Origin of the sequence: Lysobacter sp. Root690, assembly GCF_001427785.1 — a bacterium.
GTDB lineage: Bacteria > Pseudomonadota > Gammaproteobacteria > Xanthomonadales > Xanthomonadaceae > Lysobacter.
This window is the reverse complement of the sequence record NZ_LMHM01000013.1, coordinates 233,214-249,091: the sequence shown is the minus strand read 5'-3', so window position 1 is coordinate 249,091 and position 15,878 is coordinate 233,214. Positions and strand designations below refer to the sequence as shown.

15 protein-coding genes are annotated in these 15,878 nt (G+C 67.2%); 3 read left to right on the top strand and 12 right to left on the bottom strand.

Annotation, left to right across the window (positions count from 1 at the left end; genetic code table 11):
* Positions 1-24: 24 nt before the first annotated feature.
* From ASD86_RS13080 to ASD86_RS13050, 7 genes are all read right to left on the bottom strand, one after another.
* Positions 25-318 (bottom strand): hypothetical protein, encoded by a 294-nt coding sequence (locus ASD86_RS13080; protein WP_056111082.1) that lies wholly within the window; start codon positions 316-318, stop codon positions 25-27.
* Entirely contained in the window at positions 315-1,973 is a 1,659-nt protein-coding gene (locus ASD86_RS13075) for a CTP synthase (protein ID WP_056111081.1), read from the bottom strand. Before ASD86_RS13075 ends, ASD86_RS13080 begins: the two co-directional genes overlap by 4 nt.
* Before the next feature lie 164 nt (positions 1,974-2,137).
* Positions 2,138-2,722, bottom strand: a complete 585-nt coding sequence (locus ASD86_RS13070; RefSeq protein ID WP_157476585.1) for a hypothetical protein — start codon at positions 2,720-2,722, stop codon at positions 2,138-2,140.
* 135 nt (positions 2,723-2,857) lie between these two features.
* On the bottom strand, positions 2,858-3,184 hold the full coding sequence (locus ASD86_RS13065; protein WP_255357289.1) for a YbjQ family protein: 327 nt from the start codon (positions 3,182-3,184) through the stop codon (positions 2,858-2,860).
* 488 nt (positions 3,185-3,672) lie between these two features.
* Positions 3,673-4,092 (bottom strand): hypothetical protein, encoded by a 420-nt coding sequence (locus ASD86_RS13060; protein WP_056111075.1) that lies wholly within the window; start codon positions 4,090-4,092, stop codon positions 3,673-3,675.
* 271 nt (positions 4,093-4,363) lie between these two features.
* Entirely contained in the window at positions 4,364-4,588 is a 225-nt protein-coding gene (locus ASD86_RS13055) for a hypothetical protein (RefSeq protein WP_046657466.1), read from the bottom strand.
* Between the two features lie 230 nt (positions 4,589-4,818).
* Positions 4,819-5,229: a globin gene (locus ASD86_RS13050; RefSeq protein WP_056111073.1), complete on the bottom strand. Its 411-nt coding sequence runs from the start codon at positions 5,227-5,229 to the stop codon at positions 4,819-4,821.
* A gap of 452 nt (positions 5,230-5,681) precedes the next feature.
* On the opposite strand from ASD86_RS13050, the gene parE reads away from it, so the two are divergent.
* The 3 genes from parE (at position 5,682) to ASD86_RS13035 (ending at position 8,602) form a co-directional block, all read left to right on the top strand.
* Positions 5,682-7,601 (top strand): DNA topoisomerase IV subunit B, encoded by a 1,920-nt coding sequence (parE, locus tag ASD86_RS13045; protein WP_056111071.1) that lies wholly within the window; start codon positions 5,682-5,684, stop codon positions 7,599-7,601.
* Between the two features lie 263 nt (positions 7,602-7,864).
* Positions 7,865-8,206, top strand: coding sequence for a hypothetical protein (locus tag ASD86_RS13040; protein ID WP_056111069.1), 342 nt, complete (start codon positions 7,865-7,867; stop codon positions 8,204-8,206).
* Positions 8,207-8,293: 87 nt separating this feature from the next.
* Positions 8,294-8,602, top strand: a complete 309-nt coding sequence (locus ASD86_RS13035) for a hypothetical protein (protein ID WP_157476583.1) — start codon at positions 8,294-8,296, stop codon at positions 8,600-8,602.
* 77 nt (positions 8,603-8,679) lie between these two features.
* Here ASD86_RS13035 and ASD86_RS13030 read toward each other — a convergent pair whose 3' ends face one another.
* Genes ASD86_RS13030 through ASD86_RS26740 form a run of 5 tightly spaced genes read right to left on the bottom strand, consistent with a single transcriptional unit; the run spans position 8,680 to position 15,727 of the window.
* The gene (locus tag ASD86_RS13030) at positions 8,680-10,032 is read right to left on the bottom strand and encodes a crosslink repair DNA glycosylase YcaQ family protein (protein WP_082578324.1); all 1,353 of its coding nucleotides are present in this window, start codon (positions 10,030-10,032) and stop codon (positions 8,680-8,682) included.
* Positions 10,029-10,838, bottom strand: coding sequence for an N-formylglutamate deformylase (gene hutG, locus ASD86_RS13025; protein WP_056111065.1), 810 nt, complete (start codon positions 10,836-10,838; stop codon positions 10,029-10,031). Before hutG ends, ASD86_RS13030 begins: the two co-directional genes overlap by 4 nt.
* Before the next feature lie 9 nt (positions 10,839-10,847).
* Complete coding sequence (locus ASD86_RS13020) at positions 10,848-13,013, bottom strand: prolyl oligopeptidase family serine peptidase (protein ID WP_082578323.1); 2,166 nt, start codon at positions 13,011-13,013, stop codon at positions 10,848-10,850.
* Between the two features lie 27 nt (positions 13,014-13,040).
* Positions 13,041-14,432: a glutathione-disulfide reductase gene (gorA, locus tag ASD86_RS13015; protein WP_056111061.1), complete on the bottom strand. Its 1,392-nt coding sequence runs from the start codon at positions 14,430-14,432 to the stop codon at positions 13,041-13,043.
* The gene (locus tag ASD86_RS26740) at positions 14,429-15,727 is read right to left on the bottom strand and encodes an FAD-dependent oxidoreductase (protein ID WP_056111059.1); all 1,299 of its coding nucleotides are present in this window, start codon (positions 15,725-15,727) and stop codon (positions 14,429-14,431) included. The genes gorA and ASD86_RS26740 overlap by 4 nt, the downstream gene beginning before the upstream one ends.
* Positions 15,728-15,878: the final 151 nt, after the last annotated feature.

Below are 15,878 nucleotides of genomic sequence, written 5' to 3'. Positions count from 1 at the left end.
CAGGGGGCCGCTCAGGGGGCTGGATCACGCTGCCGATCCGGGCGCCAACATGGCGCTGCGGCGACTGCGTCGATGGTTTACCGCTGCGATCACCAGCACGACCACGGTGATCAGCAACAGAGGCACTTCGATCACCACAGTGCCGATCAGGAACCACATCGCCATCATCGCGTAGGCATCGCCCGCTCCGGTGGTTTGCTGCCACTGGTGATACAGCACCGCGCTCAACAGCGGCAGCGCCAGGCAGGCCGCCGCCAGCCAGGCGCCGAGCTTCAGCGCCGTGGAGCGGGCGGGCGCGGCCTGCGCGGCCGGGGTCATCCCCGGACTTCCTTGAGCAGCTTGCCGCCGGCCTTGGCCTCGCGCGCGGCGCGCACGAAGCCGATGAACAACGGGTGGCCATCGCGCGGGGTCGACAGGAATTCCGGATGCGCCTGGCAGGCCAGGTACCACGGATGCGCGGTGCGCGGCAGTTCGACCATTTCCACCAGCAGATCGTCCATCGACTTGGCCGAGATGATCAGGCCGGCGTCTTCCAGCTGGGTGCGGTAGCGGTTGTTGAATTCGTAGCGGTGACGATGACGCTCGCCGACCACGTCCTTGCCGTACAGCTCGCGGGCCAGGGTGCCGGGCTTGATCCGCTGGTCCTGCAGGCCCAGGCGCATGGTGCCGCCGAGGTCGCTGGTTTCGGTGCGGCGCTCGACTTCGCCGGTGGCGGTGCGCCATTCGGTGATCAGGCCGATCACCGGGTGCGGGCTGTGCTTGTCGTTCTCGGAGCTGTTGGCGTTGTCCAGCCCGACCACATGGCGCGCGTAATCGACCACCGCCGCCTGCATGCCGTAGCAGATGCCGAAGTACGGGATCTTGTTTTCGCGCGCGTATTTCGCCGTGCTGACCTTGCCTTCGAAGCCGCGATCGCCGAAGCCGCCCGGCACCAGGATGCCGTCGACGCCCTTGAGCGATTCCACGCCGTCGCGCTCGATCTCGCTGGATTCGAGCCACTTAAGCTTGACCTTGGTGCGCTGGCGCAGGCCGCCGTGCTTGAGCGCCTCGGACAGCGACTTATACGCGTCCTGATGGTCGATGTACTTGCCGACCACGGCGATGGTGACTTCGTCGACCGGATGCTCGCTGGCGTCGACGACTTCGTTCCACTCCGACAGTTCGGCCGGGCCGCACTGGATACGCAGGCGGTCGAGCACGATGGCGTCGAGGCCCTGCTCGTGGAACCACTGCGGCAGCTTGTAGATATTGTCCAGATCGACCGCCGAAATGACGGCTTTTTCCGGCACGTTGGTGAACAAGGCGATCTTGCGGCGGTCGCTGTCGGGCAGCGGTTGCTCGCTGCGGCACAGCAGCACATCGGGTTGGATACCGATGGAGCGCAGTTCCTTGACCGAGTGCTGGGTCGGCTTGGTCTTGAGCTCGCCGGCCGCGGCGATGTACGGCACCAGGGTGAGGTGCATGAACAAGGCGAACTCGGGGCCGCGCTCGGTGCGCAGCTGGCGGATCGCTTCGAGGAACGGCAGCGACTCGATGTCGCCGACCGTGCCGCCGACCTCGACCAGGGCCACGTCGAAGCCTTCGGTGGCCTCGACGATCAGACGCTTGATCTCGTCGGTGATGTGCGGAATCACCTGCACGGTGCCGCCGAGGTAATCGCCGCGGCGCTCCTTGCGGATCACGTTCTCGTAGATCCGGCCGGTGGTGATCGAATTCTTGCGGCTCAGGCGCGTGCGCAGGTAGCGCTCGTAGTGGCCCAGGTCCAGGTCGGTCTCGGCGCCGTCGTCGGTGACGTAGACCTCGCCGTGCTGGAACGGGCTCATGGTGCCCGGATCGACGTTGATGTAGGGGTCGAGCTTCATCATCGTCACGCGCAGGCCGCGCGCTTCGAGGATGGCCGCCAACGAGGCCGCTGCGATGCCCTTGCCCAAGGAGGACACCACGCCGCCGGTGACGAAAATCAGGGGAGTCATGGATTTTGCTGCCGCTGGAAAGCCGTAGTTTACAGGCTCGCTCGTGAAGCCGCGACTGCTTGACAGCGGCGCTTCAACCCCAAGACCCCGGCAAAGCCTTCAACGGCGAGGATTTGCGCGAATTTGGCCCGAGCGCGGCGAAAACCGCTCGCGGGAACGGCGGCTTATTCGACCAGCACCCCTTCGACCGCGGCCGCGGGAAACGCCTTGACCCGGCGGCTGAGGTCCGCCCGCAGCCAATCCAGCGCTCCGGGGCCTACCCAGATCTGCGGGTCGGGCTCGCCGGGATTGGCCGAACGCCCGGGAGCGGCCGGCAGCATCGGCAGCGTCGGGTTTCGCCAACACAACTGGCGATTGCGATAAGCCGCCTTGAGCCAGCGCGACCAGGCCCGGTAACGCCGCTCCAATTGCGCCGCGCCCGCCAGTTCCGGCGAAGACCCAATCGCCAGCCTGCCTTCGGTCAGCAGCCCCGGCAGCGAACGCGAACGCAGCCACTGCAGGGTCTGCGCCTGCGAATCGCAATACCACTCGCCGTTGTCGAGCGGACGGGCGCTCAAGGTGGGGACCTGCGAGCGTGGCCAGACGATGCAGTAGTAGTCGGTCAGCGACTCGAACGTCCGATGCGCGACAGGCTCGGACGAGGACCAACGCGGCCCGTCGATCAACTCGATGCCTGGATCGGACAATATCTGCGCGGCGAACGCGCGCTCGTCCTCGGCGTTCATCACGAAGCGGATCTGGCTTCTCATCGACCGCTGCCCTCGGACAAGTCTGGCGCTAAGTGCCGCACGGGTTACCGAATATAACGATGCGCAGGCGCATTGCCCTGCGCCCAAAGCGGCAACCCGGGATCGCCATCGAAACCAGCGATGGCGCGCATCGGCTCAATCGCCGCCACCGCGCTCGACGACCACCGCCGTGCCGTAGCACAGCACCTCGGTGAGCCCGGCCATCAGCTCGGTGGCGTCGTAACGAACGCAGACGATGGCATTGGCGCCCATCTCGCCGGCGTGCTTGACCATGTCGCGATAGGTGTCGGACCGAGCCTGTTCGCACAGCTCGGTATAAATGGTGATGTTGCCGCCGAACAGGGTCTGGATGCCGCCGAGAAAATTGCCCACGATCGAGCGCGAACGCACGACGATGCCGCGGACCATGCCGAGACTGCGCACGACCCGGTATCCGGGCAGTTCCATCGCCGTGGTCACCATGGTTCTGTCCAATACCACGGCTGATTTCGCCGCGTTCCTCACTGCGTTCGCGTTGTACGGATCCATGACGCCTCCATTCGCTTCGGAATCGACTGAAGCGATTATCTACCCGATCGCGCTATTCGATCACGCCGAACATCGGACCCAGCCTGGCGCGCGCGTCCTCCCTGCGCAACTGCGGCGCATACAGACTGACACCGTGCCGTCCAGGTACAAGGCGTCGCGGGATTGCAGCTCGTCGCGAAAACGGCTTCGATCGCGCCCGCTCCAATCACGATGAGATGTTCGGTTTGCGCAGCGCCGAAGGACATTACGTCTGTCTTGATAACTCCAGTATCAACCGTCGCCGCATACGATCATTAGGCCGCAGGAAGAGCGCTGACCGGAGAATTCGGCGCCATCGCGATTTCCATCAACCGTCGCGACTGGCCGGCGTGGCGAAACCGATCGATCGGCACACCCGCGACCTGTCTGCCCCACGATGCCCCTCACTCAAGCTTTGCTTCGACGCGAGAGGCGGGCCACAAGCGCCGCGCCCATCGCTCGCCAGCGAAGATGCCGCCAACCAGGGCGGCGCTGGAAATCACGATTTGCAGCAGACGTTCGACCACGCCATCCATGTAGGTTTCTTCACCCAGCTTTATTTCAGGCCATTGATCGAGACTGATGAAAGCGGCCCAGACTAACCAGAACAGCAGCAGCGTCGGCGGCAGGACGTATAAGCGACCGATGACTCCACCGATTACGCCGGCCAGACTTACGATCACGAAAAACAGCAGCACAAAGCCAAACTCAACCTGATCGAACTCTCCACCCAACGTCAAAACCTGAAACGCGCACAGCAGTCCAACCATCTGCAGGCACAAACCGCCAACGACGCGCATCGCCGCGAACAATATCCGTTTCATTCATCGCCCCTTGAATCGATGTCCGGCTCAGGCACCGGCAGCGACGATATTAGTCCGGCCCCATTGCCGTGGACCAAGGATCGAGACTACGCGCGCAAAGTAGCGCATGAATCCACCCGAAGCGGTGTTATCGGCTACCTGGCCTCCGCTTTCCGCGGCCTTACCAGCTGATGATCTAAATGCATCCTGGCGAGACTTTGATCGATAGGCACAAAAAAGCCCCGGCGGACCGGGGCTTTTGGCACACGAATGATAAACCGGCGCAGCCGACTTACTTGTCGCCCTCTTCCTCCGGCTCCACGCCGCGGTCGCCGGACTTCTTCTTCTCGGCGTCGGCCTTCTTCTTAGCCTCGGCCTTCTTCGCGTCCTCGGCCTTCTTGGCGTCTTCGGCCTTCTTGTCGGCCTGCGGGTCCTGCTGGGCGAACGCGGCGGGCGCGATCAGTACGGTCAGGGCGGCGGCGATGACGGCGGGCAGCAACAGCGAGCGGATCTTCATGGTGGACTCCTGACAAGTGAAACCGGCGCCGGGCCGGCGCGGGACGCGCCTGGCCCGTTGCGGGGCGGTCGGGGCGTGCAACGCATGCGTCGACGCCGCGAACCCTAGCCCCGCTACCCTCGCTGCGGCCTGAATGAGGGGTCCGGTCGGCCGGGGCGTCGCGGACCTGTATGGATATAAGGCTGGATGCGCGCGACTTCAACGATACCGACATCGCAACGGGCCAGGCATCAATAGCGCGCGCTGAACATCCCCGTGACCGACTGCATCGCCGTGCGCCAGCGCCCCAGCAGGGCGTCGTCGGCCTGCTCGTCGTATTCGCGCACCGCCAGCAGCAGGCTGTTGATCCAGTACGGATACAGACCCGGCGCGACCGGGGTGCGGCCACGCCGGCAGTGCGCGTCGGCCATTTCCTCGCAGGTCCGCCGCACCACAGCGCTGCCGGCGGCGTGGCAGATCGCCACGCTGATGCCGCGACGCAGCGCCAGCCGCTGTTTCTGGAAATCGGTGCGTTCGAACAGCGGCGCCACGTCCGGGTGGCTGGCCATGAAAATCTCGTAGAACCGTTCGATGAAGCCCTTGCGGACCAGACAGCGTCCGTAGCTTTGCTGCAAATCGTCGTAGGAATTCTGGACCGACACGGTGCCTCCTGCATGGGTGAAAACGGCGCGCAGGATGGCAGCGTCCGACCCGGCCCACCTAGCGCCAGATCAGTTCCGGGCGTGCCGAAAACCGCCGTTGAATTGCGCGCGCGGGTTGCCGCGCGGCCGGTTCGGCGGCGCGTTGGCGCCACGTTCGCGGCCTAGACCGCCGATTTCGGTGTGCATGACCGACGATCGCCACGCGAACCCGGCCGCGTCGCCGCCACCGCTGCGACGATCGGACGCAGTCCGCCCAGGCCGCTGAGCGGCCCTCAGCGCGACCCGCCACCGCGCGCCGCGCCACCGCCGACACCCGCCAGCGCGAGCGTCGCAGCCGGCGAGACGCCGGCCCGCCAAGCTTTTCATTCGCCCATCGCCCCGGCCGGCTTGACCACCCCGCCCGCCGTCTTCATCCTCGCCGCTCCGAACCCCACGGCCAGACCCAACAGTTAATGAGCAGTCGCTATAACGCCGCCGACATCGAAGTCCTTTCCGGCCTGGACCCGGTCAAACGCCGCCCGGGCATGTACACCGACACCAGCCGGCCGAACCACTTGGCCCAGGAAGTCATCGACAACTCGGTCGACGAGGCCCTGGCCGGCCACGCCCGCAGCATCGAGGTGGTCCTGCACGCCGACGGCAGTTGCGAGGTCTCCGACGACGGCCGCGGCATGCCGGTCGACATCCACCCGGAGGAGAAAGTCCCCGGCGTGGAGCTGATCCTGACCCGCCTGCACGCCGGTGGTAAGTTCAGCAACAAGAACTACACCTTCTCCGGCGGCCTGCATGGCGTCGGCGTCAGCGTGGTCAACGCGCTGTCCAAGCTGGTCGAAGTGCACATCAAGCGCGACGGCAACGAATACCGCATGACCTTCAACAACGGCGACCGCGCCACCCCGTTGGAAGTGGTCGGCAATGTCGGCAAGAAGAACACCGGCACCCGCGTGCGCTTCTGGCCCGACGCCAAGTACTTCGACACGCCCAAGTTCAACCTGCGCTCGATCAAGCACATCCTGCGCGCCAAGGCGGTGCTCTGCCCGGGCCTCAACGTCAAGCTGTTCGACGAAGCCACTGGCGAACGCACCGAGTGGTATTACGAGGACGGCCTGCGCGATTACCTGTCCAGCGAACTGCGCGACGGCCAGCCGCAGCGCGAGCTGCTGCCGCCGGACCTGTTCGTCGGTCAGCTCAAGAAAGAAAACGAAGTCGCCGACTGGGCCGTGGCCTGGGCGCCGGACGGCGAGCTGACCCAGGAAAGCTACGTCAACCTGATCCCGACCGCGCAGCACGGCACCCACGTCAACGGCCTGCGCACCGGTTTCACCGACGCGCTGCGCGAGTTCTGCGACTTCCGCAACCTGCTGCCGCGCGGGGTCAAGCTGGCGCCGGAAGACGTGTGGGACCGGGTCGCGTTCGTGCTCAGCATCAAGATGACCGACCCGCAGTTCAGCGGTCAGACCAAGGAACGCCTGTCCTCGCGCCAAGCCGCCGGCTTCGTCGAAGGCGCCGCGCACGATGCGTTCTCGCTGTGGCTCAACCAGCACACCGAACTCGGCGAAAAAATCGCCCAGCTCGCGATCGAGCGCGCCGCCGCGCGCCTGAAGACCGAAAAGCAGATCACCCGCAAGAAGATCACCCAGGGCCCGGCCCTGCCCGGCAAGCTCGCCGACTGTTCCTCGCAGGACCTGTCGCGCACCGAGCTGTTCCTGGTCGAGGGCGACTCGGCCGGCGGCAGCGCGCGGCAGGCGCGCGACAAGGACTTCCAGGCGATCCTGCCGCTGCGCGGCAAGATCCTCAACACTTGGGAAGTCGCCTCGGGCAGCGTGCTGGGTTCGCAGGAAGTGCACGACCTCGCGGTCGCGATCGGCTGCGATCCGGGCAAGGAAGACATCGGCGGCCTGCGCTACGGCAAGGTGGTGATCCTGGCCGACGCCGACTCCGACGGTCTGCACATCGCGACCTTGCTCAGCGCCTTGTTCCTGCGCCACTTCCCGGCGCTGGTCGCGGCCGGCCACATCTTCGTGGCGATGCCGCCGCTGTTCCGCGTCGACGTGGGCAAGACCGTGTTCTACGCGCTCGACGAAGAGGAAAAGCGCATCCTGCTGGAAAAGATCGAGCGCGAGAAAGGCGATCGCAAGAAGGGCCTGAGCGGCGCGGTCAACGTCACCCGCTTCAAGGGCCTGGGCGAGATGAACGCCTCGCAGCTACGCGAGTCGACCATCCACCCCGACACCCGCCGCCTGGTCCAGCTGACCATCGACGACAACGCCCAGACCCACTCGCTGATGGACATGCTGCTGGCCAAGAAGCGCGCCAGCGACCGCAAGGCCTGGCTGGAAACCAAGGGCGATCTGGCGACGTTGGAAGTCTGATCTCGGGCATCGCCGCCTCGGCTCACGAAGCGCCGCCTCCGGGCGGCGTTTTCGCCTCGATTCGCGGCGCATGGATCGACCTTGTATCGACCCGCGCCGCCGCGATTCGCGCCGTCGCGCCGCGCGGCGCATAATCACGCGGCCCAGCGTGGCGATGCGGCAATGTTCCCGCATCGATTCGGCTTCAAAGGAGATCGACATGACAGGACGCCACCCCGCCCACTCGTGGGCCGCAAGCCCAGCCCCTCGCGAGGTCCGCCGCCATGGTCACTGACAGCGACGCGATCCGACGCAAACCGCCGGTCGACACCGCCGGCCGCCTGTTCGGCGTGCTCGCCTGGTTCGCCCTGCTGCTCGGGCCGTTGCTGGCGTGGGCGATCGTGTTCGGGTTGACCCCGCAGAACCAGTGCGGCGACTGGAGTCTGCACTGCAGCGGCAAGGCGATCATGTACAGCGCGGCCAGTTGGCTGTTCGGCAGCTTGTTGGCGATCACCGCGCTGTTCCGCGGCGAGCAGCGCGGCATCGCGGTGCCGGCGCTGGTGCTCAACATGATTCCGCTGATGGGGCTGGTCGCTGCGTATGTGCTGATCGCCAAGGGCATATAAGCCAGGTTTCTTGGGGCTTACCGCGCATCCCAACGCGCCGACGACCGCCGCGAGTCGGCGCCAGCGCCACTTTCCAAGACGATCGCCATGCCCGTCGTACACGGCCCCTATCATCTGGATGAATTCCTCGGCTCACCCGATCAGAGCCTACGGGTACGAGCCGCGAGCTTGGGCGAAGCGCTGGACGCGTATCAACATGCGTTCCGGACGCGGATCGCTCCGGCGGTCGGTTACGACGGACGTTATTTTCTCTATCTCGAACTCGACAGCGGCAACGAGCATCTGATCGACATCCACGTGCGGCGCGGCGACGACGAATTCTGCGCGCGCCAGGATCGCGACCTGCCGCTGCAGGACGACGATGTGGTCGTGCTGATGGCCTTCATGGCGTGTTGAGTCGCGCATGACGCCGGTCCGCGGGCCGCGGCCGCGCTGATCGTCGCCCGCCGCGACGCAGCTTGCGCGCCGATCGCTCAGCCCAGCGCCGCCAACGCCGCTCGCAGCGGCCTGGCGAACGCCGCCGGCCGGCAACGCGTCAGCTTTACCGTTGGGGTCTGATGCCAGCGCGCGCAGTCGTCGATCGCGCGGGCGATGTCGGCGGCCAGCGCTTCGTCGCCGTCGAGGCCTTCTTGCAGATACAGCGCCTTGACCTCGAACACGCCCTGAGCGCGATGCGCTTTCGCGTCCAGGCGTCCGACCAGCCGGCCGCGCACCAGGATCGGCAACACGAAATAGCCGTAGCGGCGCTTGGGCTCGGGCGTGTAGCACTCCAGGGTGTAATCGAAGTCGAACAATTCGCTGGCGCGTTCGCGATCCCAGACCACCGGGTCGAATGGCGACAGCAGAGTCGAATGACTGGCGCGCAAACGGCCGGCGGCGGCCTGGGCCAGCGCGGCGGCATGATCGACATGCACGTAACCGGGCGCGTTCCAGCCTTTGACCGCGACTCGCAGCAACACGCCTTCGTCGACCAAGCCATCTAGGTCGGCATCGCGCAGGCGCGGCTTGGTGCGGTAGTAGTCCGCGACCCAGCGCGCCTGAGTGATGCCCAGCGCCTTGACCGACTTGAGCACGGTTTCGCGCCGCACCTGTGTGGCGTCAAGCACATCCGTGTCCCAGCCCGGCACGGCGACGCCGGCCACGCGTTCGCTCAGGTCGTAGACGCGATGGAAATTCTCGCGCCGCGCGACCATCAGCTCGCCGAGCGCGAACCCGGTTTCCAGCCAGCGTTTTTCGTCTTTCCAGCCCCACCAGCCACCGCCGCCGCCGCGCTCTTCGCGTTCGAAGTCCGATGACTTGACCGGACCCAGGTCGCGGATATGCGCCAGCAGGCGATCGATCTGCTCGCCGTTGTCCTGACGATGCTGGCGTGCGTTGCGGATCGCCCAGTGGTGCGCGCGCTGCTCCAGCGCGTTGCGATGCAACAGGTAATCGTCCATCGGCGCGAAGCAGGCTTCGTGCGCCCAGATCTCGAAGATCGCGCGCTGCGCCAGCAACTCCTCCAGCCACGGCGCCGGGTAGTCGCCCAGTCGCGAGAACAGCACCAGATACGGGCTGCGCGCGACGACGTGGATGGTGTCGATCTGCAGCAACTGCATGCGCGCGATCGCGGCCAGCGCGTCGGCGCGGGTCGCGCGCTTGCGCGGCCGCGTCAGCAGGCCCTGCGCGTGCAGGTGCAGGGCGCGCGCCTGGGTCAGCGAGAGCGGTGAAATGGGCGAAGCCGGCGCGATCGTTTGCGACGCCGGATCGCCGGACGCCGTCGCGTCCACCGCAGCGTCCGCGGTTGCGCGCGCGACGCCGGCAGCGGCCACGCGCTTCAGGCTCATGCGTCCTGCGAGGCCAGGGTCGCGCTCAGCAGCTTGCGCAGCAACGGCTGCAGACGCGCGGCCTTGGCTTCGTCGTAGGCGAAGGAGTCTTCGTCCATGTAGTTGCGCTGGCTCAGCTCCAACTGCACCGCCTGCACGCCGATCTCCGGGTCGCCGTAATGACGGGTGATGTAACCGCCCTTGAAGCGGCCGTTGGCGATCCAGTCGTAGTCGGTCTGCGCGGCCAGCAGGCCTTCCAGCGCGGCCTGCAACTCGGGCAGGCAGGTCTTGCCGCCGGAGGTGCCGAGGTTAAGATCAGGCAAGCGGCCGTCGAACAGGAACGGCACTTCGCCGCGGATCGAATGGCCTTCCCACAACACCGCGCGACCGTGTTCGCCGCGGATGCGGTCGAGTTCGGCGACCAGGGTCTGGTGGTACGGGCGCCAATACAGCTCGACGCGTTCGGCGACTTCGGCCTCATCCGGCGACTGGCCGTCCAGATACACCGCCTCGCCGCTGAACTGCACCGCCGGACACAGGCCGGTGGTGTTCTGGCCGGGATACAGCGAGGTGTCGTCGGGCGGCCGGTTCAGATCGACCACGTAACGCGAGTAGCGCGGCACCAGGATCGATGCGCCGAGTTCGCGCGCGAAATCGTACAAGCGCGAGACGTGCCAGTCGGTATCGGGCGCGCGTCGCGCCGACTCAACCATGCGCGCCTTGAGCGCCTCGGGAATCAACTCGCCGTCGTGCGGCAGGCTGATCAGCAGCGGCGCGATGCCGCGATGCAACTGGAATACGGGCTCGGTCGGGTGCGCAATGGTCATGAAGGCGACTCAGTCGGCGCCGGACTGCAAGTGCCGGCGGAAGAAGTCCATGGTACTGCGATGCACCGCAAGCCAGGTCGCGTGGCGCAGGAAGAAGTGGTCTTCGTCCGGAATCACCAGGGTTTCCACCGGCGCCTTGCGCGCGCGCAGGCGTTCGACCAGATCGATGCTCTGCGAGAACTTGACCGCGCGGTCGTCGTCGCCATGCACGAACAGCACCGGCGAGCGCCAGCCGTCGACGAAGGCGACCGGCGAGGATTTGAACGCCAGGTCCAACTCGTCCGGCCCCAGCCCCCACAGGCCGCTGTTGTCGCCGCCCTTGGCGCTCTCGCGCCAGTCGTGGACGCCGTGGCGATCGACCCCGGCCGCGAACAGATCGGAATTGCGCGACAGCGCCGACGCGGTCAGGAACCCGCCGTAGGAGCCGCCATAGATGCCGATGCGGCGCGCGTCGACGTCGTCGCGCTTGGCCAGATAGGCCTGCGCGGCGAGCACGTCCTGGTATTCGCTGGCGCCGCGTGGGCCTTGTTTGGCGGCCAGCCGGAAGCGCTGGCCGTAACCGGTGCCGTCGCGGTAGTTCAAGGCCAGCACCACGTAACCGCGGCTGGCCAGCCATTGGTTGCTGGCGTAGTCGTTGTAGTAGTAGCTGCTGTAGTGCCAGCCCGGCAGCATCTGCCGGATCGGGCCGCCATGCACATAGATCAGCGCCGCGCGCTTGCCCTTGAAACTCGCCGGCGGCTCGAACACGGTCGCATGCGAGGTCACGCCGTCGCTGGCGCGCAGGCTCAGTGTCTTGGGCACGACCAGACGATCGATCGGGAACTGCGCGGGCAAGCTCGCCGGAAAAATCCGCTTGGGCTCGCCACCGCCGCGCGGCATCACCGCGATCGCGGTCGGCCGGCGCGCATCGGCGTGGCGGAACGCGATCCACTGGCCGCCGAGCAGCACCGGTTCGGTGGAAATTTCGTCTTTCGCGCTGAGCAGGGTCTGCCCCGCGCCCTTCGCGTCGACGCTGAAGAGCTGCCGGTGATCGATCTGCGCGCAGTTGCCGCTGAACACGAACGCGCCGTCGTCGGCCAGGGCGACGGTTTCGGCCTCGCATTCGCCGCGGCTCAGCGATGTGGGCTCGCCGCCTTCGGGCACGATCGCGTACCAATGCAGCCAGCCGCTTTGTTCGGAGGCGAAGATCAGGCGGTTGTCGCGGCTCCACAGCAAGGGCACGGCGCCGTTGAACTGGGCGTAGCCGCCGGCGGTGTCGCTGGAGCGAAAAACTTTCTGCGCACGCCCAGTGGCGACGTCGGCGGTCCAGATTTCGAATGGATTGGCTTTGGTCAGGTCGAACTGCTCGCCCGGGCGATTGGCGGCGCTGCGCAGGAACGCGACCCGGCGACCGTCGGGCGAGAACACCGGGTTGCTGTCGTTGTAGAAATCCGCGCCGAGCCACCGCACTTCGCGCTTGCCCAGGTCGAGCACGCCGATGAAGCCGTGATCGCCGCGGTTGCTGGCGAACGCGAGCAGTTTGCCGTCGGGCGAGAACCCGGCCGCGGCATTGGCGCCGCGGGTCTTGATCAGCGCTTCCTTGCACCACGCCGGCGCGGTCGCGCCCGGCAACGGATAACAGCCGACGCCGCGGCCCTGCACGATCAAGCCATCGCCCTGCGGCGCGAACTGCACCGAGCGCCCGGCGGCGATGCGCTGCGGCTTGGACGAGCCGTCGCTGGCCACCAGCCACACCGCCTGCTCCTGCCCGTCCGGATCGCCGGTGGGATTGCTGTTGTTGCCGGCCGCGTCGGGCCCGCCGCCGCGCACATAGGCCAGCCAACGGCCGTCGCGGCTGAGTCGCAGCGCACTGAGCAACTGCCCGTCGTCCTCATCGAACGCGGTCAACTGACGCGGCGCGAATTGCGGCGCGCGCGCCGACCACAGGTTGCGCACGCCGCGTTCGTTCGACACCCATGCGATCACCGGCGCATCGCCGGCGCCCACGAGCTGTTCGGGTTGCGGCGCGCTGAGCAGGTCGGCGATATCGAACTCGCCCGCGCCGGGCTTGGCGGCATGCGTATCGGCGGCCTGCGCGAGACCCGCGCAGGCAAAGGCCAACGCCAACGCCAGCGCCGCGTGAACCGCGCCGCGCAAGCGCCACGGCCGTGTGTTCCCGCGATCCCTACCCTTCATGCCGCCTGCTCCTGTCGCTTCGTGTGTTCAGCGCATCAGCACGACTTCTTCGGCGCTGGTCGGATGGATGGCGACCGTATCGCGCAGGTCGTCCAGGGTGATGCCGCGCTTGAGCGCGACCGCGAAGCCCTGCAGCATCTCGTCGGCGGCGTCGCCGAGCAGATGGATGCCGACCACGCGGCGTTCCTCGCCGACGCAGATCAGCTTGAACAGGCTGCGCTGCGGCGATTCGGCCAGGGCGTACAGCATCGGCCGAAACCCGGCGTGATAGATGTGCAGATTGTCACCATGTCGTGCCCGCGCCTCGTCTTCGGTCAGGCCGACCTTGCCGATCGGCGGATGCGAGAACACCACGGTCGGAATATCGTTGGGATCGAGCCGGCCCTCGCGCTTCCCGTAGACACGATCCATCAACCGGCGCGCGGCGGCGATAGCGACCGGCGTCAGCGGCAGATCGGTGGTGACATCGCCTATCGCGTTGACGCCGTCGACATTGGTCGCGTGCAGGCCGTCGACGAGGATGTGGCCGAGCGGATCGAGCGCCATGCCGACCCGTTCCAGGCCGATGTTCGCCGTGTTCGGCCGCCGCCCGGTCGCGAACAGCACCTTGTCGAAGGCCTCGCTGAGCGAACCGTCGACGCCGCGCAGCCGCACTCGCCCGCCATCGGCTTCCAGCGCGGCGACGGCATGACCGAAATGCAGATGCACGCCGCTTTGGGTGTAATCGTCGGCCAGTTGCTTGGTCAGTTCTTCATCGAAGCCTTCGAGAAAACGCTGGCCGCGCGCGAACACCTCGACCCGGCTGCCGAGCGCCTGCAACACCCCGGCCAGTTCGACCGCGATATAGCCCGCGCCGACGATCGCCACGCGTTCGGGCGCGGCGCGCCAGTTGAAGAAATCATCCGAGGTGTCGCCGAGTTCGGCGCCGGGAATCGACGGTTTGACCGCATGCCCGCCGGTCGCGATCAACAAACGCGCGGCCTGCAGGCGTACGCCGTTCTCGCATTCGATCGTGTTGGCGTCGATCAGGTGCGCGCGCATCGGCTGGACCACGATCCCGGCCGCATCCAGGCGCCGCCGGTAACTGTCGTGGATGTTGGCGATATAGCGCTGGCGATGGACGATGAAGGTCGGCCAGTCCAGTTCGCAGGGTTTGTTCGGCGGGCTGTCGATAGCGAAGCCCAGCGACTGCGCCATGCGCAATTTGCCCGCGATGTCGGCGGCCAGCCACATCGCCTTCTTCGGCACGCAGCCGACGTTGACGCAGGTGCCGCCGAGCAGATGCGGTTCCAGTAAGGCCACGCGCGCGCCGTATTCGGCGGCGCGGAACGCGCCGGCCAGGCCGCCGGAGCCGCCGCCGATCACGATCAGGTCGAAGTGGGCGGGGTCTGCCTTGAGTTGTGATTGGTCTGCGTTCAAGCGAAACGCTCCGGTCGATAGGGATGCGGGTCGATCGCTGGCGTACGCCCGGCGATCAGGTCGGCGATTAGCTGGCCGGTGCCGGCGCTCATGCTCACGCCCATCATGCCGTGGCCGGTCGCCAGCCACAGGCCGTCGCGGCCGGGCACGCGGCCGATCAGCGGCACGTCGTCCAGACTCATCGGCCGCCAGCCCTGCCAGCGCTCGCGCTCGACCGGGCCGACGGGTTGATGCAAGTATTCGGCCGCGCCGCGCTCCAGCGCGGCCAGCCGGCGCGGGTTGAGGCTGTCGTCGAAGCCGGAAAATTCCATCGTGCTGCCCAGGCGGAAACCGCTGTCCCACATGGTCACGCAGACCTTGCGCTCGCGCAGCACCACCGGCCGGCGCGGGGTCAGCGCGGGCCGGTCGTAGGTGATCGAATAGCCCTTGCCCGGTTGCATCACCCGCTTGAGCGAGGGCAGACCGATCGCGTCGGACAATTGCGGCGACCACGCGCCCAGCGCGATCACCGCGTCGCGCGCGCGCATCGGCCCGCGGGTGGTGTCCAGTTCGAGCGCGTTGTCGCGGCGCTGCACGCCGCGCAGGCCGCATTGCTCGACGATCTCGCCGCCGCGCTCGCGCACGCTGCGCGCGAGTTCGTCGACGTATTTGTCCGGGCGCAGCACCGCGTCGTGGTCGAAGCGGATCGCACCGGCGAGGCCGGGCCTGAACGCCGGGTCTTGGGCGTTGTACGCGGCGCCGTCGATCAGTTCGATGCCCACGCCGAATTCGCGCAGCAGATCGAGTTCGTGCTGGCCGGCGGCGAACGCGGCGGCATCGCGGAAGACGTAGTCCACACCGGAGCTGTCGAACTCGCAGAGCAGGCCATACCGCGTCACCCAGTCTTCCAGGCGCGCGCGCGAGTCGTTCAACAACGCCGCCTTGGCCTGCGCGCTGGCCCGCCAGTCGCGCGGATTGCAGCGCGCGGCGAAGCCCAGCAGCCAGCGCCACAGCTGCGGATCGAGCTTGGGATGCACGTACAGCGGCGCGTCGGGGGTCAGCATCCAGCGCAGCGCCTGCGCGATCACCCCGGGCGCGGCCAGCGGCGTGGCGTGGCTCGGGGTGATGGTCCCGCAGTTGCCGTGCGAGCTGCCGGCGCCGGCCGCGCGCGCATCGATCACCCGCACCGGGCGGCCGCTGTCGAGCAGCGCCAGCGCGCAGGTCAGCCCGATCACGCCGGCGCCGACCACGATCACGTCCTCGCGGCGGCCCGCGACGGCGGCCGCCGAATCCTCACCCACCTGCACTGCGCCCATTGTGCTCCGTCGCCTGGTTCGAACCGATCCGCGCGCGGCGGCGCGGCACTGCATGGGCCGTTTCGTGCGGCGCCGCCGACATAGTAACGAGCATGCGCGGATGTGATCGCGATGTGGATCGGATACAGGGTTTCGGCGACGTGGGGTTACG

What these genes read in the sequence shown, in the direction of transcription:
- ASD86_RS13060 (WP_056111075.1), bottom strand. Translation starts at nt 4,092, where the DNA reads ATGAAACGGATATTGTTCGCGGCGATGCGCGTCGTTGGCGGTTTGTGC.
- ASD86_RS13055 (WP_046657466.1), bottom strand. Translation starts at nt 4,588, where the DNA reads ATGAAGATCCGCTCGCTGTTGCTGCCCGCCGTCATCGCCGCCGCCCTG.
- ASD86_RS13065 (WP_255357289.1), bottom strand. Translation starts at nt 3,184, where the DNA reads ATGGTGACCACGGCGATGGAACTGCCCGGATACCGGGTCGTGCGCAGT.
- ASD86_RS13040 (WP_056111069.1), top strand. Translation starts at nt 7,865, where the DNA reads ATGGTCACTGACAGCGACGCGATCCGACGCAAACCGCCGGTCGACACC.
- ASD86_RS13030 (WP_082578324.1), bottom strand. Translation starts at nt 10,032, where the DNA reads ATGAGCCTGAAGCGCGTGGCCGCTGCCGGCGTCGCGCGCGCAACCGCG.
- ASD86_RS13020 (WP_082578323.1), bottom strand. Translation starts at nt 13,013, where the DNA reads ATGAAGGGTAGGGATCGCGGGAACACACGGCCGTGGCGCTTGCGCGGC.
- ASD86_RS13075 (WP_056111081.1), bottom strand. Translation starts at nt 1,973, where the DNA reads ATGACTCCCCTGATTTTCGTCACCGGCGGCGTGGTGTCCTCCTTGGGC.
- hutG (WP_056111065.1), bottom strand. Translation starts at nt 10,838, where the DNA reads ATGACCATTGCGCACCCGACCGAGCCCGTATTCCAGTTGCATCGCGGC.
- ASD86_RS13070 (WP_157476585.1), bottom strand. Translation starts at nt 2,722, where the DNA reads ATGAGAAGCCAGATCCGCTTCGTGATGAACGCCGAGGACGAGCGCGCG.
- ASD86_RS13080 (WP_056111082.1), bottom strand. Translation starts at nt 318, where the DNA reads ATGACCCCGGCCGCGCAGGCCGCGCCCGCCCGCTCCACGGCGCTGAAG.
- ASD86_RS13035 (WP_157476583.1), top strand. Translation starts at nt 8,294, where the DNA reads ATGCCCGTCGTACACGGCCCCTATCATCTGGATGAATTCCTCGGCTCA.
- ASD86_RS26740 (WP_056111059.1), bottom strand. Translation starts at nt 15,727, where the DNA reads ATGGGCGCAGTGCAGGTGGGTGAGGATTCGGCGGCCGCCGTCGCGGGC.
- parE (WP_056111071.1), top strand. Translation starts at nt 5,682, where the DNA reads ATGAGCAGTCGCTATAACGCCGCCGACATCGAAGTCCTTTCCGGCCTG.